The organism is Pedobacter sp. PLR, assembly GCF_026239675.1.
Taxonomy (GTDB): domain Bacteria; phylum Bacteroidota; class Bacteroidia; order Sphingobacteriales; family Sphingobacteriaceae; genus Pedobacter.
On sequence record NZ_JAPIVQ010000002.1, the window covers coordinates 667995 to 692031 of the forward strand.

19 protein-coding genes are annotated in these 24037 nt (G+C 40.7%); 7 read left to right on the top strand and 12 right to left on the bottom strand.

The features are described from left to right. Positions 1 to 3: 3 nt before the first annotated feature. The gene (mdh, locus tag OQX61_RS06540) at positions 4 to 942 is read right to left on the bottom strand and encodes a malate dehydrogenase (protein ID WP_265840836.1); all 939 of its coding nucleotides are present in this window, start codon (positions 940 to 942) and stop codon (positions 4 to 6) included. Between the two features lie 209 nt (positions 943 to 1151). Here mdh and OQX61_RS06545 point away from each other — a divergent pair, with 209 nt between their 5' ends. The 4 genes from OQX61_RS06545 (at position 1152) to OQX61_RS06560 (ending at position 7675) form a co-directional block, all read left to right on the top strand. Further along, positions 1152 to 1688 carry a lipocalin family protein gene (locus tag OQX61_RS06545; RefSeq protein ID WP_265840837.1) on the top strand — a complete coding sequence of 179 codons (537 nt, stop codon included), beginning with the start codon at positions 1152 to 1154 and terminating at the stop codon, positions 1686 to 1688. Between the two features lie 117 nt (positions 1689 to 1805). Then, entirely contained in the window at positions 1806 to 6236 is a 4431-nt protein-coding gene (gene dnaE, locus OQX61_RS06550) for a DNA polymerase III subunit alpha (RefSeq protein WP_265840838.1), read from the top strand. Between the two features lie 133 nt (positions 6237 to 6369). Continuing rightward, entirely contained in the window at positions 6370 to 6687 is a 318-nt protein-coding gene (trxA, locus tag OQX61_RS06555) for a thioredoxin (protein ID WP_062550270.1), read from the top strand. A 67-nt stretch (positions 6688 to 6754) separates the two neighbouring features. Beyond that, positions 6755 to 7675 (top strand): DUF58 domain-containing protein, encoded by a 921-nt coding sequence (locus OQX61_RS06560; protein WP_265840839.1) that lies wholly within the window; start codon positions 6755 to 6757, stop codon positions 7673 to 7675. On the opposite strand, the gene OQX61_RS06565 is transcribed toward OQX61_RS06560, so the two are convergent. Genes OQX61_RS06565 through OQX61_RS06590 form a run of 6 tightly spaced genes read right to left on the bottom strand, consistent with a single transcriptional unit; the run spans position 7672 to position 12458 of the window. Then, on the bottom strand, positions 7672 to 8868 hold the full coding sequence (locus tag OQX61_RS06565) for an aspartate aminotransferase family protein (RefSeq protein ID WP_265840840.1): 1197 nt from the start codon (positions 8866 to 8868) through the stop codon (positions 7672 to 7674). The two genes, OQX61_RS06560 and OQX61_RS06565, sit on opposite strands and share 4 nt — an antisense overlap. A gap of 15 nt (positions 8869 to 8883) precedes the next feature. Beyond that, entirely contained in the window at positions 8884 to 9336 is a 453-nt protein-coding gene (locus OQX61_RS06570) for a hypothetical protein (RefSeq protein WP_265840841.1), read from the bottom strand. Positions 9337 to 9382: 46 nt separating this feature from the next. Further along, positions 9383 to 9979: a hypothetical protein gene (locus tag OQX61_RS06575; protein ID WP_265840842.1), complete on the bottom strand. Its 597-nt coding sequence runs from the start codon at positions 9977 to 9979 to the stop codon at positions 9383 to 9385. A 34-nt stretch (positions 9980 to 10013) separates the two neighbouring features. Further along, positions 10014 to 10574: a sigma-70 family RNA polymerase sigma factor gene (locus tag OQX61_RS06580; RefSeq protein ID WP_265840843.1), complete on the bottom strand. Its 561-nt coding sequence runs from the start codon at positions 10572 to 10574 to the stop codon at positions 10014 to 10016. Positions 10575 to 10629: 55 nt separating this feature from the next. Beyond that, entirely contained in the window at positions 10630 to 11589 is a 960-nt protein-coding gene (locus tag OQX61_RS06585) for a transketolase family protein (protein WP_265840844.1), read from the bottom strand. Positions 11590 to 11591: 2 nt separating this feature from the next. Further along, a complete protein-coding gene (locus tag OQX61_RS06590) occupies positions 11592 to 12458 on the bottom strand; it encodes a transketolase (protein ID WP_265840963.1) in 867 nt (288 codons plus the stop codon). Positions 12459 to 12689: 231 nt separating this feature from the next. On the opposite strand from OQX61_RS06590, the gene OQX61_RS06595 reads away from it, so the two are divergent. Together OQX61_RS06595 and OQX61_RS06600 are read left to right on the top strand one after the other, a co-directional pair. Beyond that, positions 12690 to 13988, top strand: coding sequence for a sugar MFS transporter (locus OQX61_RS06595; RefSeq protein WP_265840845.1), 1299 nt, complete (start codon positions 12690 to 12692; stop codon positions 13986 to 13988). A 260-nt stretch (positions 13989 to 14248) separates the two neighbouring features. Further along, entirely contained in the window at positions 14249 to 15772 is a 1524-nt protein-coding gene (locus OQX61_RS06600; protein WP_265840846.1) for a response regulator, read from the top strand. 17 nt (positions 15773 to 15789) lie between these two features. Here OQX61_RS06600 and bcp read toward each other — a convergent pair whose 3' ends face one another. The 4 genes from bcp to OQX61_RS06620 all read right to left on the bottom strand — a co-directional run bounded on the left by bcp (position 15790) and on the right by OQX61_RS06620 (position 19208). Then, entirely contained in the window at positions 15790 to 16260 is a 471-nt protein-coding gene (gene bcp / locus OQX61_RS06605; RefSeq protein ID WP_265840847.1) for a thioredoxin-dependent thiol peroxidase, read from the bottom strand. Between the two features lie 4 nt (positions 16261 to 16264). Then, positions 16265 to 17986, bottom strand: a complete 1722-nt coding sequence (locus OQX61_RS06610; protein WP_265840848.1) for a M23 family metallopeptidase — start codon at positions 17984 to 17986, stop codon at positions 16265 to 16267. Positions 17987 to 17991: 5 nt separating this feature from the next. Further along, positions 17992 to 18603 (bottom strand): fumarylacetoacetate hydrolase family protein, encoded by a 612-nt coding sequence (locus tag OQX61_RS06615; protein WP_265840849.1) that lies wholly within the window; start codon positions 18601 to 18603, stop codon positions 17992 to 17994. A gap of 89 nt (positions 18604 to 18692) precedes the next feature. Then, on the bottom strand, positions 18693 to 19208 hold the full coding sequence (locus tag OQX61_RS06620; RefSeq protein ID WP_265840850.1) for a T9SS type A sorting domain-containing protein: 516 nt from the start codon (positions 19206 to 19208) through the stop codon (positions 18693 to 18695). Positions 19209 to 19403: 195 nt separating this feature from the next. On the opposite strand from OQX61_RS06620, the gene OQX61_RS06625 reads away from it, so the two are divergent. Then, entirely contained in the window at positions 19404 to 21356 is a 1953-nt protein-coding gene (locus OQX61_RS06625) for a KUP/HAK/KT family potassium transporter (protein ID WP_265840851.1), read from the top strand. A gap of 685 nt (positions 21357 to 22041) precedes the next feature. Here the strand turns inward: OQX61_RS06625 and OQX61_RS06630 are convergent. Beyond that, on the bottom strand, positions 22042 to 23997 hold the full coding sequence (locus OQX61_RS06630; RefSeq protein ID WP_265840852.1) for an amino acid permease: 1956 nt from the start codon (positions 23995 to 23997) through the stop codon (positions 22042 to 22044). Positions 23998 to 24037 lie beyond the last annotated feature (40 nt).

Consider the following 24037-nt stretch of genomic DNA (forward strand, 5'->3'; position numbering starts at 1 on the left):
ATTTTATACTAGTTGCATATCGTGTAAAACGCTGTTCATGGCGCGAACGGCATCAGCACTTTTATTAAAGGAAGCTTGTTCCTCTTCATTCAATTTATAATCGATTACCTTTTCCCAGCCATTGCGGCCAACAATTACCGGAACACCTAAACAGATGTCCTTTTGTCCGTATTCGCCATCAAGTGCTACACAGCAGGTAAATAATTTCTTTTCATCACGCACAATGCTTTCTACCAAAGCAGCACCTGCTGCTCCCGGAGCATACCAGGCAGAAGTACCCAGCAGACCAGTTAAAGTAGCACCACCAACCATCGTATCTGCGGCAACCTTATCTAATGTAGCTTTATCCAGCAACTCAGTTACCGGTAAACTCTGGTAAGTAGCATAACGCGTTAATGGAATCATGGTGGTATCTCCATGGCCTCCAATTACAAAGCCTTGAAGGTCATTGGAATTGCAGTTTAGGGCTACACTTAAATAATATTTGAAGCGGGCGCTATCTAAAGTTCCCCCCATACCGATAATTCTGTTTTTAGGTAATCCCAGAGATTTTAAGGCCAGATAAGTCATGGTATCCATTGGATTGCTGATCACGATAATGATCGCGTCCGGAGAATACTTAAGAATATTTTCTGCAACCCCTTTAACGATGCCGGCATTGATTCCGATAAGTTCCTCCCGGGTCATCCCTGGTTTACGTGGCAATCCGGAAGTAATCACTGCTACAGCAGAACCTGCGGTCTGACTATAATCATTGGTAACCCCTTTTATTTTTGTATCAAAGCCCAATAGAGTGGCCGTTTGCATCATATCAATTGCCTTACCTTCGGCAAAACCTTCTTTGATGTCTAATAAAACAAGCTCTTCTGCTAATTCTTTTCTGGCAATATTATCTGCACAAGTGGCGCCTACAGCGCCGGCACCTACAACCGTTATTTTCATAATGAATCTAATTTTATTTTAAGAGTAACAAGCTTGCAGCCTGTTTACAGGGGTTAAATCTATTGTTTTTAAAAGCGCATTGATAAAGTAATTTACAATATAATTATTTATTAAAGCAAACCAGATAAGGCTAGCCTTCCTGCCGAAGTTATAAATTTTGGGCAGTTTTAAAAACGCTTTTTAAAACTTTCTTCAACCTTGCTGGTTTTATGATAAAGAATTTACATTTGCTTAATAGTCCTAAACTAATGAACCCTATTATGGATAATGTGCCCGTAGAAAAAGTTGATATCATGTCGTATGCAGGGAAGTGGTACTCATTATATTCGATACCCACTTTCATTGACAAGCACTGGCGCCAGATTGTGGAGACGTACGTGATCCATCCGGATGGTTATTATGCTGTTTTTACCGGTTATAAAGTACAGGGCGAGGATAAACAAAAGTATTTCAGATCTAAACTTTTTGTAGTTCGTGGCAGTAGAAATGCCCGGTTTAAAGCAGAATTTATCTGGCCGGTAAAAGTAGATTACTGGGTGATCGAACTGGCTGAGGATTACTCCTATGTGGTGGTTGGCCATCCGAAATTCAAATACCTCTTTATTATGGCGAGAAAGCCTAATATTCCCGACACGTTGCTCGCAGAAATTATAGACCGCTGTCAGAAAAAGGGTTACGATACCAGTAAGCTGGTTTCTCAGGAACACAAATCTTCCGGCCCGATTCCCGCAGTCCAATCTGTGTAAAGATTACCGCCCTTCTGTGTAAAAATTCAGTCCTTCAATTACTGGAAGAATGGAAATTTCCGTATTTTTGATCAATCATATTGATTTCTAAAAAGACGATTTTCTAATTACCCAGCTATGTATTTGATTTTTGATACCGAAACAACGGGATTGCCACGCAATTGGAATGCGCCGATTACCGATACGGATAATTGGCCTAGATGTATCCAGATAGCATGGCAGTTACATGATGCGCTTGGAAATCTGATCGAGCATCAGGATTACCTGGTAAAACCGGAAGGTTTCAATATCCCTTATGATGCAGAGCGAATCCACGGTATTTCGACAGAACTGGCGGCCGAACAAGGCATTCCTCTGGCAGAAGTATTAGAGAAATTTAATATAGCCCTGTCAAAATCCAAATTTGTTGTCGGACAAAATGTAGGCTTTGATGTCAACATCATGGGCTGTGAGTTTCACCGTTCAGGCGTAGAAAGTCCAATGAGTACCATGCCGGTGCTGGATACCTGTACCGAGGTAACCGCAGAGTTATTGCGCATTCCTGGTGGTCGTGGAGGTAAATTTAAACTGCCAACACTTACAGAATTACACCAGTACCTTTTCGGTACTCCTTTCTCAGAAGCCCACAATGCCACGGCAGATGTGGAAGCAACCACGCGTTGCTTTTTGCAGCTGATCAAGATGGAGGTGTTTTCGCTGGAGCAATTGCATGCGGATGCCAACTATATACCAGCTTTTAAAGAGAAAAATCCAGGGACAGTAGAAAGAATAGGTTTAAACCATGTCAACCTAAAATCAGCTTCTGAGGAAATCAGGAAACGTCTGCAAAAAACTGAAGCTCCAAAAGTATCTAAAAAGACACTGGAAGAGAACAAACAGGAGCTGGCCAGTATTTCCTTTGCGCATTTACATAACCATACGCAGTTTTCGGTACTTCAGTCCACGATCAATATTCCTTCCTTGATTAAAGCTACAGCAGCACATAAAATGCCGGCAGTAGCGATGACCGATCATGCGAATATGATGGGTGCTTTCCATTTTGTGGCGCAGATCCTGAACCACAATAAAGGTGTGGAAGCCAGGAACAATGAAGCTATAGAAAAAGGAGAAACACCTGATGAGGTGATCATAAAGCCAATTGTAGGTTGCGAATTCTTTGTCTGCGATGACCATTTAGATAAGAAAAGAAAAGACGACGGATACCAGGTAGTCTTGTTGGCGAAGAACAAAAAGGGTTACCATAACCTGGCAAAAATGTCTTCCATCGCTTATACTAAAGGATTTTACTATATCCCTCGTATCGATAAGGCGGTTATAGAACAATATAAAGAAGACATCATCGTCTTGTCGGGTAACTTATATGGAGAGATTTCCAGCAAGTTGCTGAATCTAGGTGAAAAACAAGCAGAAGAAGCATTGTTATGGTGGAAATCGCAATTTGGTGAAGATTTCTATATTGAAGTGATGCGTCATAACCAGGAAGATGAAGACATTGTCAATGTCTCTTTAATTGCCCTGGCTAAAAAACACGAAGTAAAGCTGATTGCCACCAACAATACCTATTATATTAATAAAAGAGATGCCAATGCCCACGATATTTTATTATGTGTAAAAGACGGGGAGAAACAGGCTACACCTATCGGGCGTGGTAGGGGATACCGTTTTGGCTTACCAAATCAGGAGTATTATTTCAAAACTCCTGAAGAAATGAAAAACCTTTTCGCCGATTTGCCAGAGGCGATTATCAACATACAGGAAATTGTAGATAAAATTGAAATCTACAAACTTGCCCGTGAAGTCCTTTTACCTAAGTTCGATATTTCGGAAGAATTCCTGGTCAAAGAGGATGAAGAAGATGGTGGTAAAAGAGGGGAAAACAAATATTTACGCCACCTGACCTATGAAGGGGCGAAAAAACGTTACGGAATAATTACGGACGACATTGCCGAACGTCTGGACTTTGAATTACAGACGATTGAAAAAACCGGTTATCCGGGATACTTCCTGATTGTTCAGGATTTTATTGCCAGGGCCAGAGAACTAGATGTATCTGTAGGCCCTGGAAGGGGGTCTGCGGCAGGATCAGCAGTAGCCTACTGTTTGTGGATTACCAATATTGACCCCATTAAATACGACTTACTATTTGAGCGTTTCCTGAATCCGGATCGTGTTTCCATGCCCGATATCGACATCGATTTTGATGACGAGGGCCGTGGAAGGGTAATGGATTATGTAATCAATAAATATGGTTCCAACCAGGTGGCACAGATCATCACCTATGGTACCATGGCGGCTAAATCTTCCGTTAAGGATACGGCAAGGGTATTGGATTTGCCACTTTATGAGGCAGAGAAAATCGCGAAGCTGATTCCTAATATGAAGCTGGCTAAAATATTTACGCTGGATGAGAAGGCCCTTAAAGGGGCACTTCGCGCAGATGAATATGAAAAAGTTTTAGAGCTGAAGTCTTTGGCAGGAGCCAATGATTTAGGTGCAAAAACGCTGGAACAGGCGCAAATTCTTGAAGGTTCCTTAAGAAATACAGGTATCCATGCCTGCGGGGTCATCATCACACCAAGCGACATTACCAACTTTGTACCGGTAGCCACCGCCAAAGATTCGGATCTGTATGTGACCCAATTCGACAACTCCGTAGTAGAAAGTGCTGGTTTGTTGAAAATGGACTTCTTAGGGTTAAAAACATTGACCCTGATTAAGGATACCGTGAAATTGGTTAAATTCAGACATAAGATAGACCTTGATCCGGATAGTTTCCCGATTGATGATGCGAAAACTTATGAGCTGTTCCAACGCGGGGAAACCATCGGAATTTTCCAGTACGAGTCTAACGGGATGCAGAAGTACATGAAAGAGTTAAAGCCAACCGTTTTCGGAGATTTAATTGCCATGAACGCGCTTTATCGTCCGGGACCTCTGGAATATATTCCAAGCTTTGTACGCAGGAAAAACGGAGAGGAAGAAATCAAATACGACCTTGATGCCTGTGAAGAATATTTAAAAGAAACTTACGGAATTACCGTGTACCAGGAGCAGGTGATGCTACTTTCCCAGAAACTTGCCGGATTTACCAAAGGTGAGGCCGACGTTTTACGTAAGGCGATGGGTAAGAAACAAAAAGATGTACTGGATAAAATGAAGCCTAAGTTTGTGGCTCAGGCCGCAGAAAAAGGACATGATCCTACAGTATTAGAGAAGATATGGAAAGATTGGGAAGCATTTGCTTCTTACGCCTTCAACAAATCTCACTCTACCTGTTATGCCTGGATTGCTTATCAGACTGCTTATTTAAAAGCACATTACCCGGCAGAATATATGGCTGCGGTACTTTCCAACAACATGAGTGACATCAAGCAAGTGGCCTTCTTTATGGAAGAATGTAAGCAGATGGGTGTTTCTGTACTGGGACCGGATGTGAACGAGTCGGGTACTAAATTTTCGGTAAATACCAGCGGACAGGTACGTTTCGGCCTTTCAGGGATTAAAGGAGTAGGAGAGAAAGCGGTAGAAAGTATTATTATAGAACGCAATGAAAGTGGTCAGTACAAAAGCGTGTACGACTTTGCCAAGCGTTCCAATACCCGTACCGTAAACAAAAAAGCCTACGAAAGTTTTGTCTATAGTGGTGCTTTTGATGGTTTCGGCTACCATAGAGCGCAGTATTTCTTTGTCGGTATTAACGACAAGATGAACGGTATAGAGAAGATGATCAAGTTTGCCAATGATTTTCAGAACAACGAATCTTCTGCACAATCTTCTTTATTTGGTGGATCGGCCTCCGAAATGGTCTACGAACCTAGTTTACCGGTATCTCCGGAATGGACGCTGATCGACAGGTTAAAATTCGAAAAAGACGCCATCGGAATCTTTTTAAGTGGTCACCCGCTCGATAACTACAAACTAGAACTCAAAGAATTTTGTCAGCATAAGGTCAGACATCTTTCTGTAGTGAATAAAATCAGAACAGGTGATTCCACGGAAGAAGTACTGGCGGAGTTTGAAGGCATCAAAAATAAAGAGCTCGTAGTGGGTGGATTAGTGGTGATCTCTGCGCAAAGGATGACCAAAACCGGGAAGCCTTTCGGTACCATCGTATTCGAAGATTATGAAGATACCTGTGAACTTGCCCTGTTTGGTGATGACTTCATCAAATTTAAACAGTTCCTTACCGATGGATACTTCTTACAAATACGAGGAAGGGTAGGAGAGCGTTTCCGGAAAGAAGGAGACTGGGAGTTCAAGATTACTTCCATCCATTTACTTTCCGAATTACGGGATAAACTGGCGAAGAGCGTGACCATTCAAGTGCCTATTGAAAAGATTACAGATGATTTTATGTTAAAGATCAATGCCATTCTTGAAGAGAATAAAGCAAGTACGGACCACCAGAACTGTCAGTTATTATTCGATGTTTACGATAGAGAGCAGAATGTGAATGTAAAACTGCCTTCCAAATCATTGAAGATTAATCCTAATAATGATTTTTTAGAACAATTAACTGCGTTAAACGTAAATCCTAAGTTGAACTAATGTCATTTTGGCACTGGTAAGGTGATGGCACTACAATTGATTATATCTTTGCATGGAGTTTGGATTTAAAGGTTAAATTTGCCGATTCAAACAAATAGACGATACAATAAAAAACTAATTAAAAATAAGAATTATGGCTTTGGAAATTACAGATGCAAACTTCGAGGAAGTTGTATTAAAATCAGATAAACCCGTTTTGGTTGATTTTTGGGCAGAATGGTGTGGTCCATGTCGCATGGTAGGACCAGTGGTAGACGAAATCTCGAAAGAATACGAAGGAAAAGCGATCGTAGGTAAAGTTAATGTGGACAACAACCCTCAAATCTCTACTCAGTTCGGTATCCGTAACATTCCTGCGTTATTGTTTTTCAAAAACGGTGAAGTAGTAGATAAACAAGTTGGTGCTGTTCCAAAATCAGTATTGGCACAAAAATTAGATGCACAGTTGTAATTAACTCAACATATACTAGTTAGAAAAGCGTTCATAAATTTATGAACGCTTTTTTTATATTTACCCTATGCAGTATCCAATCGATGAGCAAGCAATCTCTTTCCATGGCAATCTTGAATTATTAGCCAAACAAGTCGTAGAAGGCTTTATAACTGGTCTCCACAAAAGCCCTTTTCACGGTTTTTCTGTGGAATTTGCAGAACACCGCTTGTATAATGTAGGGGATAGCGTAAAAAATATCGACTGGAAGCTCTTTGCAAAAACAGATAAGCTATTCAGCAAACGCTTCGAAGAAGAAACCAACCTGAGGTGTCAATTTATTGTAGATGTTTCTTCCTCCATGTATTTCCCTTCCGGGGAGTATAATAAACTTAACTTTTCTATACAAGCCACTGCGGCTCTGATCTATTTATTGAAAAGACAAAGAGATGCTTTTGGACTCAGCTTGTTTTCCGACCATCTGATCTTAAATACACCTGCCAAATCGACCACTGCACATCAAAAATACCTGTTTAGTCATTTGGACCAGGCCTTAAATACAGCAGCGATGAATGTGCAGACCAATGTGGCGCAAGCCTTACATCAGATAGCAGAACTTATTCATAAGCGCTCATTGGTAGTGATTTTTAGTGATATGCTGAACAACGATCAAGGGGGAGACCACCTGGAAACTTTGTTCTCTGCACTTCAACACCTGAAATTCAATAAACATGAGGTCGTGATTTTCAATGTAACGGACAAATCAAGGGAAGTAGATTTTGAGTTTGAAAACCGTCCTTATGAGTTTGTCGATATGGAAACGGGAGTTAGCATTAAGGCGCATACGGCGAACCTGAAAACAGATTATTTAGCCAGAATGAGTGAATACAGGCAGGCCATCCAGTTAAAATGCAGCCAATACAAAATCGACATGATCGATGTCGATATTGCTGCTGGATTTCAACCTGTATTGGAGGCCTGGCTGATTAAAAGACAAAAAATGAGTTAAGCTGAAGCAAGTACCGCAGTTACATTTTTTAGAATTACTTCGCAGGCGTATTCAATTTCCGCCTCCGTAATAATTAACGGTGGGGCAACGCGCATAGAATTGCTGCAATGCAGGAACCAATCGCTGATCACACCATCCACGATACAGGCGTCAATGATTTTCTTATTGATCTCAAAACTTTCAAATTCAATAGCCATCATCAAACCTTTTCCACGCACCTCTTTAATGGCAGGGTGAACCAATAGTTTTTTAAACAACTCACCTTTTTCTTCAACACCATCCACGATGTTCTCCTTTTGGATGGTTTGTAGCGTAGCTAAACCTGCTGCACAGCTCACCGGGTGACCGCCGAAGGTAGTGATGTGTCCTAAGATAGGATTTGTTGTCAAAGACCTCATGATCTCTGTAGAACTGATAAACGCACCGATTGGCATACCGCCACCTATACCTTTAGCTAATAAAAGAATATCAGGAGTAATCCCAAAATGTTCAAAACCAAACATCTTTCCGGTACGTCCGAAGCCGCATTGGATCTCATCCAGTACCAATAAGGTACCTGTAGCGGTACATTTAGCTCTTAAGGCCTCAAAATAGGCTTTATCCGCAATTCTGATACCCGCTTCACCTTGTACGGTTTCCATAAATACAGCCGCAGTGCGCTCCGTAATCAGGTCCAGATCTGGTAAAACATTATAATTGATAAAGTTGATATCGGGAAGAAGTGGTCTGTAGGCTTGTTTAAATTCTTCATTGCCCATCAGGCTTAAGGCGCCCTGAGTACTGCCATGGTAAGAATTATAGCAGGCAATAATTTCAGAGCGACCGGTAAATCTTTTGGCCAGTTTCATGGCACCTTCTACTGCTTCCGCACCGGAGTTAACGAAATAAGTACAGTTCAAATGAGCTGGAAGCACATCTGCTAAGGCTTTAGCAAAGTTTACCTGCGGACTCTGAACAAATTCACCATACACCATAATGTGCATGTAGTTTTCCACTTGTTCCTTTACCGCATTAACTACGGCAGGGTGACAATGGCCAACATTACTCACACCAATCCCGGCAATTAAATCCAGGAATTTCTTGCCTGTAGTATCATAAAGATACATACCGCTGGCTTTAGTGAATTCTAAAAGAAGTGGCTCTTGTGTAGTTTGGGCGTTATGTTGAAGGAATAATTGACGTTGTGTAAGCATACACAAAAATACAAATTAATTCCGCTCAGGCCTTCCATTTCTGTATCTCGACAGGAGTTCTCTTTTAAAACTCTCCTGAGCGCGGTAATATTTTCCAACAGTTTTGATTGGCAGACTGGATTTCAATTTGTAGTAATACTTTTTCTCAATTGACAAGTCCCTTTGTTTGAAGTTCAGTTCGTTCACAATCAGGGCTTGAATCTCCGTATCAGATAGGTTATCGATTTCCGGAATCTTTTTAAAGCTGATCATATTTTGTGATCTTTCCTTACGCAGCGCAGCCTGTTCTTTCTGGAACTCATTGTATATCGGCCAGAAAATCTTCGCCTCATCTTCGGAAAGATCAAGCTTCTGTGTTAAATAGCTAATCCTTAATGACTCAATTTCAGCAGACCTTTCTGCCGTTTTTTGTGCGGAAGCAAGGAATGGTAACATAAAAAGAAATGCGGCAACAACTATATTTTTCATCGGGGTGTTTTTTTATTTTTTAACAAGCAATCAACAAAGACAAGAATTATAAATCTGAGGCAATTTCATTTTGGCTGTAGTTGCTGAGGATATAGTTTTCTAAATCAGCTTCTGCCACCAAAGGATTTTCCTGGGTTAGACTATTGGCTTGAATATGTTCTATAATGGTGTTTTCATCAATATCAAAAAGCATTTGCTCGGTTGCTGCATCAGCAGAAAGTGCTTGTGGCGACGCCGTATTTTGATAAAAATACACACCCAATGCACTCACCAAAACAAAACATGCTGCGGAAGCATATTTTAATGCTTTGGAATGCCATAAACGGAAGATTTTTGCAGCTTTTTCATTACTGGTCTTTGCTGTAATCTTATCCTGTAATTGCTGGAAATAATCTTGTGGTACGGTATAACCGACCACTTCCGCCCGGATCTTTGCAGAAAGTGATTCGAAGTAACCTTCCGGCATATTAAAACCCGATTCCGGACTGCTTGTTTTCAAGTCATCCAAAAATATCGCTTCCTTAATATCGCCTGGTAATCCTTCAAAATACCCTTCTGGAATAGAAAAAGGATGTTTCACGCTCAGCCCTGCCAGGTGGGGGGCTTCGTTCATCCATTCGCTATTTTCTAAATCATTTTCCATTGTACTTATATTGATACATTTCAGGGCAAAAGGTTTAAAAGGTAATGTCCTCATTTAGCATAAAAGTTTCAACTTTTTTTACGGCGATATGAAAAGAGGCTTTTAAGGCACCTACACTGGTTCCTGTAATCTCCGAAATCTCCTCATATTTAAGGTCGTCAAAATACTTCATGTTAAAAATCAGGCGTTGTTTCTCCGGTAAAGTCAGCAAAGCCTGTTGCAGCTTCATCTGGATTTTATCCCCGTTGAAATAAGAGGAGGCGACCAGACTTTCGGCAAGCTCTTCAGAAACTTCATCCAATGGCGTATTGTTACGCTGTTTCTTTTTATTCAGGAAAGTAATAGACTCATTAGTGGCGATGCGATAAATCCAGGTGTACAATTTGGAATCGCTGCGGAACTTCTCCAGATTTTTCCAGACTTTCACGAAAACTTCCTGAACGAGGTCGTCCGTGTCATCATGGTCGATCACCAGCCGGCGGATATGCCAGTAGATCTTTTGCTGGTATTTTTGAAGAAGCAGGTTAAAGGCTTCATGGCGAGTCTCCTTGCTGGAGAATTTCTCTAAAATTTCTGAATCTTCAACCTGCTTCATTTATTATATTTAATCTGTTAAATATGGACAGATATATTAAAACGCCGTTAGCGGCTTATTTATTGGCTCTTTTCATAACTTTTTGAACAGCTTCAACGATATTGATCGTATCCAGACCGTACTTCGTCATCAACTGATCAGGAGTACCGCTTTCACCGAAGCTATCGTTTACAGCTACAAATTCCTGAGGTAAAGGAAGTTCTGTAGACAATAATCTCGCTACACTTTCTCCCAGACCACCAAATTTATTGTGTTCTTCACAAGTAACAACACAACCTGTTTTCTTCAACGATTTTAGAATTGCTGCTTCATCTAAAGGTTTAATGGTGTGAATATTGATGATTTCTGCATCAATTCCCATTTCTGCCAATTGCTCACCAGCTTCAATCGCTTTCCAAACCATGTGTCCGGTAGCAACGATAGTCACATCAGTACCTTCGTTTACCATCCATGCTTTACCAATTTCAAATTTCTGATCAGGATCAGTAAATACAGGGATTACCGGTCTGCCGAAACGTAGGTAAACAGGGCCTTCAAATTCTGCAATGGCGATGGTTGCTGCTTTAGTCTGGTTATAATCACAAGTATTGATAACGGTCATGCCCGGAAGCATTTTCATCAAACCTATATCTTCTAAAATCTGGTGGGTAGCCCCATCTTCACCTAGTGTTAAACCAGCATGAGAAGCACAGATTTTTACGTTTTTATTAGAATAAGCAACAGACTGTCTGATCTGGTCATAAACCCTTCCTGTAGAGAAGTTAGCGAAAGTTCCTGTGAAAGGAACCTTTCCACCGATGGTTAAACCAGCAGCAATACCGATCATATTTGCTTCGGCAATACCAATCTGGAAAAAGCGCTCTGGAAATTCCTTAATAAAGGCATCCATTTTCAAAGAACCTACCAAATCCGCACAAAGTGCAACTACTTCCGGGTTTTTCTGTCCTGCTTCAAGTAATCCTGCTCCGAAACCAGAACGGGTATCTTTCTTTTCAGTATATGTATACTTTTTCATGCTTAATAGTCTTTTAGGGTAGAAGGTAATTGTGCTAATGCTGCGGCAAGTTGCTCATCATTCGGAGCAATACCATGCCATTTGTGTGATCCCATCATGAAATCTACACCATTACCCATGATGGTACTCATTAAGTTTAAAATCGGTTTGCCTTTACCAGTTAACGTTTTAGCGTAATGTAAAGCTTTAACGATATCAGTCATATCATTACCGTTAGAAGTAATGACATGCCATCCGAAAGCTTCGAATTTAGCCTGTAAACTCTCTAATGAAAGTACTTTTTCTGTAGGACCGTCAATTTGTTGTCCATTATAATCAATGGAAGCGATCAAATTGTCAACCTTATTGTGAGGTGCATACATGATGGCTTCCCAATTCTGGCCTTCCTGTAATTCTCCATCCCCAAGTAACACGTAAACAGTGGAGTTATCTTTGTTTAATTTCTTTGCTTGTGCAGCCCCAATTGCAACAGACATGCCCTGACCCAAAGATCCGGAAGCAATTCTGATACCTGGAAGGTGCTCATGCGTAGTTGGGTGTCCTTGTAATCTTGAATTTAATTTTCTGAAAGTAGCCAGTTCACTCACTTCAAAGTATCCTGATCTTGCAAGGGCACTATAGAAAACCGGTGAAATATGTCCGTTAGAAAGGAAGAATATATCTTCTCCTATTCCATCCATTTTAAAATCAGTAGTGTGGTTCATGACCTCAAAATACAATGCAGTCATAAAGTCTGCACATCCTAATGATCCTCCGGGGTGGCCTGATTGGCAACCGTGCACCATTCTAACAATATCTCTTCTTACTTGAGAAGCGATATCTTCTAATTCATTGATTGTATGTTTCATTAATTGGGGTTGTTGATTAATATGACAAATGTAATTAAAAATACTTTGGACGTAACATCTTAAGCTAAAGTTCAGTAGAAAGGTAGAAAAATCAACTATTACCTCATTTTTGCTTTATTTTTCTGTCGATTTTTCAATATAAGCTTGATATTCCGTAGAATTCTATATTTTTAGGAACTTTTATATTCGATTTTGATAAAAATACTAACCAAACTTCAAAAAGTTGACAACAAAAAATACTCAAATTAAATCATGACAAACCAAACACAAAAATCAGTAATTTCTCCCATTGTAACCATCGGGGCTTTATTCTTCATTTTTGGCTTTGTAACCTGGGCCAATAGTACTTTAATCCCCTTTCTAAAAATAGCCTGCGGACTTAAAACAGACTTTGAAGCCTTTTTGGTAACCTTCGCATCTTACATTGCTTATTTCTTCCTGGCACTGCCTTCTTCATGGATCTTAAAGAAATTAGGATTTAAAAACGGAATCATCATCGGCTTGCTTATTTTAGCATTCGGATCTCTAATTTTTATTCCTGCAGCAGATTCCAGAAGTTTTGGTCTGTTTTTAACCGGTATTTTTATTCAGGGAGCAGCCCTTTCGCTATTGCAAACGGCTTCTAACCCTTATATCAGCATTATTGGTCCAATAGAAAGTGCGGCAAAACGCATGAGTATCATGGGATTATGTAATAAATTTGCCGGAGTGATTGTACCAATAATCATGGGTACGATCTTCCTTAAAAATGCAAGTGCCATTGAGACTAAAATCAATGATGTAGCCACCACGTTTGCAGAACGTGAAGTGTTATTAGAAGAAGTATTGGGACGTGTACATACACCTTATATTGTATTGGCGATCCTATTCACGCTTTTTGCAGTATTCATTAAATTTACAAACCTGCCGGAAGTTGATGTAGATAAGGAAGATGAAGTATTAGCAGGTGAGTTAAATGCCGGAGAAGTAAAAGTGGCTAAAACCTCAATTTTCCAATTCCCACACTTGTTCCTTGGTGCTTTCTGTATCTTCGTTTATGTGGCTGCAGAGGTAATGGCCGGTGATATCATTGGCGTATATGGAAAATCATTAGGTATCAGTGCTGACATTACGAAATACTTTACCACCCTTACTTTAGGAAGTATGCTGGTAGGTTATGTGATCGGTATTATTGTGATTCCTAAATATATCACTCAACAGTTTGCTTTAAAAATCTGCGCGATATTAGGGGTGATTTTTGTATGTGCTTCTTATTTAACACATGGTTATACTTCCGTTATTTTCGTAGGGTTATTAGGATTGGCGAATTCACTAATGTGGCCGGCAATCTTCCCGCTGGGTATTAAAGGCCTTGGTAAATTCACTAAAACCGGATCAGCCATTATGGTTATGGGTATCGCGGGTGGTGCAATCTGGCCATTGATCTACGGTTACCTGAAAGATTATTTGCACATGGATTTCCAGTTGGCATTCTTTATTAGTGTATTACCTTGTTACCTATACATCTGGTATTTCGCCGTGTTGGGTCACAAAGTTCGTACTAAAGGATAGTAGCAAAAATATAGCTGTGCAAACAGCAGCAACAAAAAAAGGAGAAGCGAAAGTTTCTCCTTTTTTGTTTAAGGACCTGTTTTCCTGAAACGAAGCCCGATTAATTCCTTTCTTGTTTTTTTTGCTTTGATTTTCCAAATTCGGTTAGTATCTTGTTAATACTGAACAAAATGAATACTTGATGTGAAAAGGTAATACTGCGTAAATCAGTATTTTTGTTCTTATAGTTTGGCGGGGGGGCTTAAACTTAATTTTTGTGTATGGATATTTCTACCTTTAAAGAGAGGGTGAATGGTCTTCCTGTTTTGAGGACATTGTATCTTTTATTGTCCCTGATTTTGTTTTGCCTGGCCATCAGTTATTGGGTGATCCTTTCCACGGATAACCAACAATTCCGTGCCTGGTTTTCGATTGCTTCGGGTATCACCATCCTGCTCTTATGCTATGTCCTGATCCGCCAGGTAAAAAATGCCTTGAAACCTAATAAAGTTCGTAAAACTGAGGAACAATCACCGGGCCTTGATAAGCTCCATCAGATGCTGGAATTTAAAAACAAAGAATTAAGCCGTTTAGCGCAGGAGCTGATTAAAGAGCAGGAAATCCGGGAATCTTCCGAAAAAGCAAAGCAAATATTCCTGGTCAATATCAGCCATGAAATTCGTACCCCGATGAATGGCATTATGGGGTTCGCCAAGTTGCTGGAAGAGTCTCTGATTGATGAAGACCACCATGAATCCCTTCAGATGATCATTAAATCAGCCGATCAGTTAATGGCCATCCTCAATGATATCCTTGACTTTTCAAGACTGGAAGCCGGAGATATCAATTTCCAGAACCTTCCTTTCGCCTTAAAAGATACTGTACACTCCATATATAGGATGATGGAGCATGGGGCAAAATGTAAAGACCTTGATTTTAGCTATGAGATTCCGGATACCTTGCCGGAAGTATTGAGCGGTGATGCCCTTCGCCTAGGCCAGATCTTGTTAAACCTGACTTCCAATGCCATTAAATTTACCGAGAAAGGTAAAGTGAAAATCTCCTTAAAACTGATCACTGAGCAGGAAGACCAGATTTCTATCGCCTTTAAAGTGCATGATACCGGGATAGGGATACCAATGAACAAACAGCAATCCGTATTTGATTTCTTTGAACAGGTCACTAGTGATACCTCCAGAAGGTATGCCGGAACAGGGCTGGGACTGAGTATTGCAAAGCGACTGGTAGAATTACAGGGGGGAGAAGTCGCCCTGGAGAGTGTTGTGGGCGAAGGTTCTGATTTTTATTTTACCATGGATTTCGGGAAAGTAACGGATGAGGTTAAAGCAGAAATGCTGAAAACGAGGTGCAGGCTTCAACAGCCAGTGATACAAAATGGTAAAGGGATTAAAGTATTGATTGTTGAAGACAATCCGATCAACCAGTTACTGGTGATTAAAGTACTGGAAAATCAGGGCTATGAGATTACAGTAGCGGGCAACGGCCGTATTGCATTGGAAGCCTATGAAAAGCAGTCATTTGATATTATTCTGATGGACTTACAAATGCCGGAGCTGGATGGTTATGAAACCACGCGGATCATCAGAAAGATGGGAGGCGAAAGAGGGGAGATTCCAATTGTAGCGATGACTGCCCATACCATAAAAGGAGAGCTGGAAAAATGTGTCAGTATCGGAATGAACGATTACATTTCTAAACCTTTCAACGCTTCAGAATTGTATCAAAAGATAGAGATTATCATTGAAAAAGCCAGATCCGGCATCGTTACCCTGAACAAACACTAAATCTGGCTTTTCGTATTTTAGGCTGATGCGTTTAGTAATTCCAATACCTGGGAAGTAGCATTTTTGGTGTCTACCTTAGCAATGATATGCGTAATTACGCCATGCTCATCAATCAGGAATGTTTTTCTGTTGGTACCCATATACTTTTTACCGTACATATTTTTCTCTCCCCAAACACCATAAGCTTCCACGATCTTTTTGTCCGTATCAGCAATCAGGGTAAAAGGCAAATCGTATTTACTGGCAAATTTCTGGTGAGATTGCTCATCATCAACACTTACGCCCAATACTACAATCCCTTTAGCCACCAAACCCTGGTAATTGTCTCTGAAATCGCAGGCCTCCGTAGTACAACCCGGAGTATTGTCTTTTGGATAGAAATAAAGCACTACCTTTTTTCCTTTAAACTGGTTTAGGGAAACTGTATTTCCATCCTGATCGTTTGCGGTAAAATCAGGTGCGTTCTGACCTGCTGTTAATTCACTCATAATGCTATTTATAAAACGTGATTGAATAATTTCTGTTGTTGCCTTTCATATCAGTAACAATCACTTCCAGGATATGTTTCCCGGGTGCAATGCTACCATCAAAAGTATGCCACAGACTGGCGGTTTTGCTGTCGAATTCCATCAAAATCCATTTGCCATCCACATAACCGTTAAAGCTTTTTAAGCCGGAAAGGTTATCCCTTAATTTAAAGGACATCTTACTGATCCCTGCCATGTTCTTGCCATCGCTGATGTTTAGTGGAGTAAGGGTAGGAGGAATGGTATCTATGGCAATGTAGAAGCTGCCAAAATTCCTTGGGTTAGCCTTTACATAGCCATTGTCAAAAGCACCACCCTGACTACCGCCACCTTTATTAACGATCAAAGCCTTCTCTTTGTACTTTTCAAGACTGCTGTCAGCCTTAATCCAAAGTTCAAAGCCCAGATGTAGGGGCGTCAGGGTATTGTGAATCTGATGAATGGCAGAAAAAGCATTGCCGGCAGGTTTAGGGAAAGTTTTATATTGAAAGTTCAGGTCGTTATATAAAGTCCCTTTAGGTAAAATCACCTTTACTTCCGCATTGTTAAATTCATTCACATTGCCATATGCATAAGCGATCCCCGGCGTTTGCTCAGGTGTTTTCAGCACCGCTTTCTCGTCTGCCTGTACTTTAAATGGCAATACACTTTTGTTTCCTTTTCCATCGGTGATGGTGTACTTTAACTGATGCAGTTTGCCATCATTAAAATTTATCCGGCCGTTATTGACAAGATTACTGTAAATGCCCAATGGATTGCCGGGATCTACAAAACTCTTTTGAATACTTTTTCTGGTATTGATGAAAGAGGGGTAATCGATATGAGAATTGATCGCTTTGCTGTTTTCAAATTTGAACCGCTCCAGGGAAGAAGTGAAAACTACTTTGCCGTCCAGTTCCAGTTCAATAGAATAAACGCCGTTTGTACCCGAAGCACCATTGTGTTTATCTGTACTAATGACGCCAAATCCAACTTCTCCGCCTAAGTTAATCGTATTTACCTGATTCAGCTTATAGTTTCCTGCGCCACCAATTACCTGAAAGTATTGCTTTGGCGTCAGTTCATTAAAAGGTTTCTGATTTAAGCGGTATACATACATTGAATAGATGACTGGCGGAATATTGTCCGGAATCTCAAAACCAAATAATTGCGGGTTAATGGTGGCTTCTGTTTTGGAATCCCTGATCTCAAAATGTAAATGAGGGCCACCAGAGCTGCCTGTATTGCCCGTATAAGCGATAACATCCCCTTTGCGAACAGGAATTAACGTGGTCGCAGGGAAATCGTCGATCTCATAAGATTTCCTTAGATACTGTAATGTTTTTACCTGTTGTCCGATTTTAGGATTAAAGCGTGATAAGTGTCCGTATACTGAAGTGTAACCGTTAGGATGAGTCAGGTAAACCGCCAGTCCGAAGCCACTGTTTTGTACCCTTAAACGGGAAACGTAGCCATCGGCAATAGCATATACCGGATATCCTTCCCGCTGATTGGTGCGAAAATCCATTCCTGAGTGAAAATGATTAGCTCTGAGTTCTCCAAAAGAACCGGCCAATGCCGGAGGTACAATGTCCAGGGGAGACCTGAAATCTACCAGTGGATATTTCTGATTACTAAAAACCTGCTGTGCATCGGCTATAAAACTGCAAAGTACCAGAGTCAGCAGTAAGAAGTTTGCTTTAATCATCTAAACTATTTTATTTCAAAATTTAACAATTGCTGACCATCCATCCAGGCTTCCAGTTTATCACCCTCGTGTACTTGTCCCACACCTTCCGGTGTACCTGTGAAAATCAGGTCTCCTTTTTTCAGGGTAAAATATTGAGATATAAAAGAGATCAGGTATTCAAATGAAAAGATCATATCCTGAGTATTCCCTTGCTGACGCGGCTTTCCATTGATCTGAAGTTCAAAAGGAAGTTTGTGCAGGTCGCTGAGTTGCGCTTTTGGAACAAAGGTCCCTACGGCAGCACTATGGTCAAATGCTTTGGCCAATTCCCATGGCAAGCCTTTTTCTTTATGTAGCGTCTGGATGTCCCTTGCTGTAAAATCAATTCCCAAACTAACTTCTTCGAAATAGTTACCTGCAAATTTTTCAGCGATATGCTTTCCTTCCCTACAGATTTTCAACACCACTTCCAGTTCATAATGAATGTCGGAAGAAAACTCAGGAATGTAAAAAGGTTTATTTTCTCTTAAGGCAGCAGTATCCGGTTTTAGAAATATAACCGGAATCCCCGGGATAGGGTTGTTTAATTCTTTGGCATGCGCAGCGTAGTTGCGGCCAATGCAAATGATCTTCATCTTCAGATTTGGGATTAATAATTATGGAACTAACAAGATTCGGCTCTGAAAGTTTCTTCCTCCCCAAAAATACTAAAGAATAGGGGGAATTATAAAACGGAAATACGTTTTACTATGGTTTCAGATCCGGAAACGACCTTTAGGAAGTAAATTCCACTGTTCAGTCGGTTGGGAATGGTATAGCTTTTTACTTGTTCTCCGGCAGCAACACGTTCATTAGCAAGGGTAACGACTTCGTTTCCTAACAAGTCCATGATTTTAACAGAAAGGTTAGACTCGCGGTCTAATTTCAAAATCAGGTTGATCTGGTCAGTTACCGGATTCGGATAAACCTTAACTACAGTAAGAATTTTATCGGCTTTGATACCTGTCGGACCTTTCGTATTCGCCAATACATCATTATACGGAATGTACCCGAAAGCAGATTTAGGCTTATAGGTAGGGACACTGGCTTTAATTTGAGGGGTCTTGTAGATTTTTTTTGCCCTTACATTGGAGATGGCACTGTCCGGTCGCTGAGCTAAAACATTTAAGCCGCAGAAAACACTCAGGCATAAAATGCAAGAAATCTTCAAGAGCAGTTTAGTTTGTAGTTTTATATTCATGTTCGGATAGTTCCAAAAATATAAATAATTAAACAATAATATCAATGATTTTGTTCAAATTTTAATATTTAACAATATTTAACAACTAATGGCGTTCTCTTGTGTTTCTCTTTTTTAACCATAATCTGCTTCTTAAATATTATGGGATTGTAAATTTGTTTATTTACTGTAATTTTACCGCATAATTATAACAAGGTGTCGAATCAGAAAAATTTAAATGCGCTCAGTGCCGGAGGGTTACTCATTAGTTTAGGTATTGTATATGGAGACATTGGAACCTCGCCACTCTATACTTTAAAAGCGATTTTTACAGCGGTTAAAGGGGCAGGGCAGACAGTAACTCCAGAGTTGGTGCTTGGTGCGATATCCTGTATCATTTGGACACTGACCTTACAAACGACGATTAAGTATGTTGTGATCACGCTTAAGGCAGATAACAAAGGGGAGGGAGGAATTTTCTCGCTATACTCCCTGGTGCGGAAGAATGCCAAATGGCTCGTCATACCCGCCGTAATCGGAGGTTGTGCGATGCTTGCCGATGGAATTATTACCCCCAGTATCACGGTAACTACCGCTATTGAGGGTTTACAACTAAAATTCCCGAATGTACCTGTCATCCCAATCGTTATTGCGATTATTACCGGACTCTTTATCATCCAGCAATTTGGAACAAACCTCGTTGGAAAACTATTTGGACCGGTCATGTTTTTGTGGTTCAGCGCATTAGGTGTATTGGGGCTGCTTTTTGTAGTTCAGGATTTTACGATCCTAAAAGCTATGAACCCTTATTATGCGGTGGTCTTGCTAATCGATAACCCCGCAGCATTACTCATTTTAGGTGGTGTTTTCCTATGTACGACCGGAGCAGAAGCTTTGTATTCTGATATGGGGCATTGCGGAAAAAACAACATCAGGGTCAGTTGGGTATTCGTAAAAATAATGTTGATCTTAAATTACCTCGGACAAGGGGTATGGGTATTACACCGTCCTCATTACGAGGTGGAACTAAACCCTTTCTTTGAAATTGTACCTCCTGCATACCTGTTATTTATGGTAGCCCTGGCTACCTTAGCTGCGGTGATTGCCAGTCAGGCGATGATTACCGGCTCCTTTACACTGATCTCTGAAGCTGTAAGGTTAAACCTATGGCCTAAAGTAAGGATCAATTACCCAAGTAATCAAAAAGGACAAATCTATGTGCCTTCCATCAACTGGCTGCTTTGGCTGGGTTGTGTGGCCATCGTATTGATATTTAAGAAATCCGGAGCAATGGAGGGGGCTTACGGTCTTGCCATCAACTTAACCTTCTTATCCACGACCATTCTTGTGGCCGCTTATATGAAGCGTAAAAAAGTGCCTGTTTACGTGATTGTGATCTTCTTAGTGATTTATGGCGTATTAGAATCTACCTTCCTGGTGGGTAACCTTGCCAAATTCTTCCATGGTGGCTGGATGACCGTATTGATCGGTTCTGCCTTGTTTACCGTGATGTGGAGCTGGTATGTAGCCAGAAAAATCAAAAACAGATTCGTTAAATATGTCGAGATCGAAGATTACTTCCAGATCATTTCTGAGCTGAGCGAAGATATATCTGTTCCTAAATATTCTTCTCAGCTGGTGTATTTAACCAGTGCCAACTTTAAAACAGAAATTGAATCCAAAATCATTTACTCGATCATTCAGAAAGAGCCAAAACGTGCCGATATCTATTGGTTGGTGCACGTAGATGTGGTGGATGAGCCGTATACAAGAGAATATAAAGTAGAATTCCTGATTCCAGGGAAGCTGATCCGTATCGACTTTAAACTCGGTTTCAGGGTAGAGCAAAGCGTAAATCTACTCTATAGAAAAGTAATTGAAGACCTGGTGAAAAATGGCGAAGTAGACATTACCAGTCAGTACACTTCTTTAAATAAACATAAAATTGCAGGAGATTTTAGATTCGTGCTTTTAGAAAAACACCTGTCGAAATTCTCTAAACTGAGCTTCTATGAGCGCAGTGTCATGGATTATTACTTCATTCTGAAACGCTTCAGTCTTTCTGAAGAACGAAGTTTCGGACTGGATTCCAGTTATGTAGATGTGGAGAAAGTTCCTTTGATCTTTGTAACGCCGGATGATATTGAACTAACGAGATTACCGGTATAAGCTGATTTTTTTATACTGAAAAGGCTGTTCATATTCATTTATGGGCAGCTTTTTTTATTTAAAATGCTTTGCATAGCTCATCTTCGGTTGACTAGAGGGGAAATAAAAAAAGGCTCCGGGGAGGAGCCTTTAGCGTTGGTCTTCCGACCGAACAACTATAGGGATAATTATAGGAGGGCAATTTATTGGGTACTAATACCATAACTAAGGTAGGGAATTATTTTCTAATACCACGCAATTATTGAGTAAACCAAATAGTATGGTGCTGAAACGTCTGGTCCATAGTCTCCTGACAGAAAAATAAAAGAATATAAAAGGAAATATTTATTTCTTTGCAGGTTTTGTTGAAATCAACAATAGCGCAGTTGAAATTCTGCTGATTTTCTTTTTGGAGGCCAGAAATCCAGGCTGGTTTCTCGCGGATTCCGACTGTTTAAAGGGGGGATAAATCCGCTATCTGTTTTGCTATTGTTTTGCTATTGTTTTGCTATCCTTTTGCTCTGGTATTGCGAAAGCAAAACAAAAGCAAAAGGATAGTAAAAGAGCAGCAGGGATAAAAAAGAGAACAACAGGGGTTAACTGTCGGTTAACTATTAATTAATGATGCTGCCGGTTACGCAAAAAAAACACAAAAAAAAACAGGCTGCCCGGAAAGGCAGCCTGTTCAATAAACTGATCAGCTGAATTAAGAAATCGCTTTGCTTTCTTTGCCCAGTTTACTATGTCTGTAACCATAAAGGAAATAAACGACCAGACCGATGGCCAGCCAGATTCCGAAACCAATCCAGTTGGAAATCCCAAGCTCACACATCATATATAAACAGCTCATCAATCCTAAAACAGGAATCAATGATAAGTTTTTGGTGATACAGAAATAGGTGATCACCAGGCAAATGATAAAGAAAATCCACATCGGGATCTTGTGCTTAAACAACGACCATCCTTCTTCATATTTCTTCTCTGCACTCACCGCCGATTGATCCATGAACTGTTGGTATTGTACTTCAGATAATTCGCTCAGGTAAGCTGCGGCATCCAGGGTCTCTCCCGGAGCAACTTTTACAGGACCATTTTTAATCTCTTCTTTTACCGATTCCAGTTCCGTTCCGCTTAGAGAAGTGATAAAATGAACCGGTTCATAAATCCTTGGTGAATTGAAAATAAACGCGTTCGTTTGATCCTTATAAGCTGTAAAGCCATAAATTAAGGAAGCAATGAGTACAACAGGGATAATGTATTTAGAGTTTACATAAGGCGTTTTAAATTTACCACGCTGTATGTTTGGCTTGTTCTGGAGCACCAATACGCCTGCACAAACCAGCACAAACGCAAATAACGTACCTATAGAGCAAAGATCTGTTACGATCGTAAGGTTCATGAACAAAGAAGGAATGGCGACAACAAAGCCCACTACAATCGTTGCAAAGGAAGGTGTTTTATAAACAGGGTGTATCTTCGAAAAGGCTTTCGGCAATAAACCATCACGGCTCATGCTCATCCAGATTCTAGGTTGTCCCATTTGGAAAACCAATAACACACTGGCCATAGCAAATACTGCACTCACGGCAATGATTCCGCTCATCAGTTTGAGGTTGATATGGTCAAATACAAAAGCAAGTGGATCACCAACCGCTAAAAGGCTGTAGTTGACAATACCGGTAAGCACCAGGGCAATGGCAACGTATAAAATCGTACAGATGATAATCGCCCACATCATACCTCTTGGAAGGTCACGTTGCGGGTTTTTACATTCTTCTGCTGTTGTAGAAATGGCATCAAAGCCGATATAGGCAAAGAATACTGCGGAGACTCCTTTAAGTACTCCCGATACTCCATTAGGAGCAAAAGGGTCCCAGTTGGCTGTATCTACGTAGAAAACACCTACTGCCAGTACCAGTAAAATTACGGCCAGTTTAACCACAACCATCGCATTACTTGCATTTCTGGATTCCTTCATCCCTCTGTAGATCAGCCAGGTAATGAGGACAATAATCCCCAATGCCGGAATGTCTGCTACAATATGGAAATTGCCAATTTTCGGCGCGGTAATCCAGGCATTATTGGCCAGTTTAGTAGCCTCATCAAGGTTGGCGAAACTTTTCCCGGCATTAACCAGGGCTTCCGCGTGTTTATGACCGTTATAAGCAGAAAGGTAGTCCATGGTGGCCCAATCAGGCACATGAATCCCTTTGAGGCCTATGGCGGGAATGTTTATGGAGGAGAGGAGTCCAGTAAAATAGTCGGACCAGGAAATGGCCACGGTAATGTTCCCGATAGAGTACTCCATAATCAGCGACCAGCCAATGATCCAGGCCACTAATTCGCCAAAGGCGACATAAGAATACGTATAAGCACTACCCGAAACCGGCACCATAGAAGCGAATTCCGCATAAGCGAAAGCGGCAAAACTACAGGCAATAGCAGTAAAGATGAATAGAAATATTACTGCCGGACCTCCATCCGCACTCGCTTTTCCAATGGTACTGAAGATACCGGCGCCAATGATTGCGGCAATCCCAAAGGCAGTAAGGTCTCTTACTCCTAATGTTTTTTGTAAGGAGTCGCCATGCTCCCCATGGCCTTTTTCTGCATCTTCTAATATCCGGGATATAGACTTCTTTCTGAAGAGTTTTTCAAACATTGAATGGTGGTTAGTTTAGTTTGTATTATCCAAACTTATA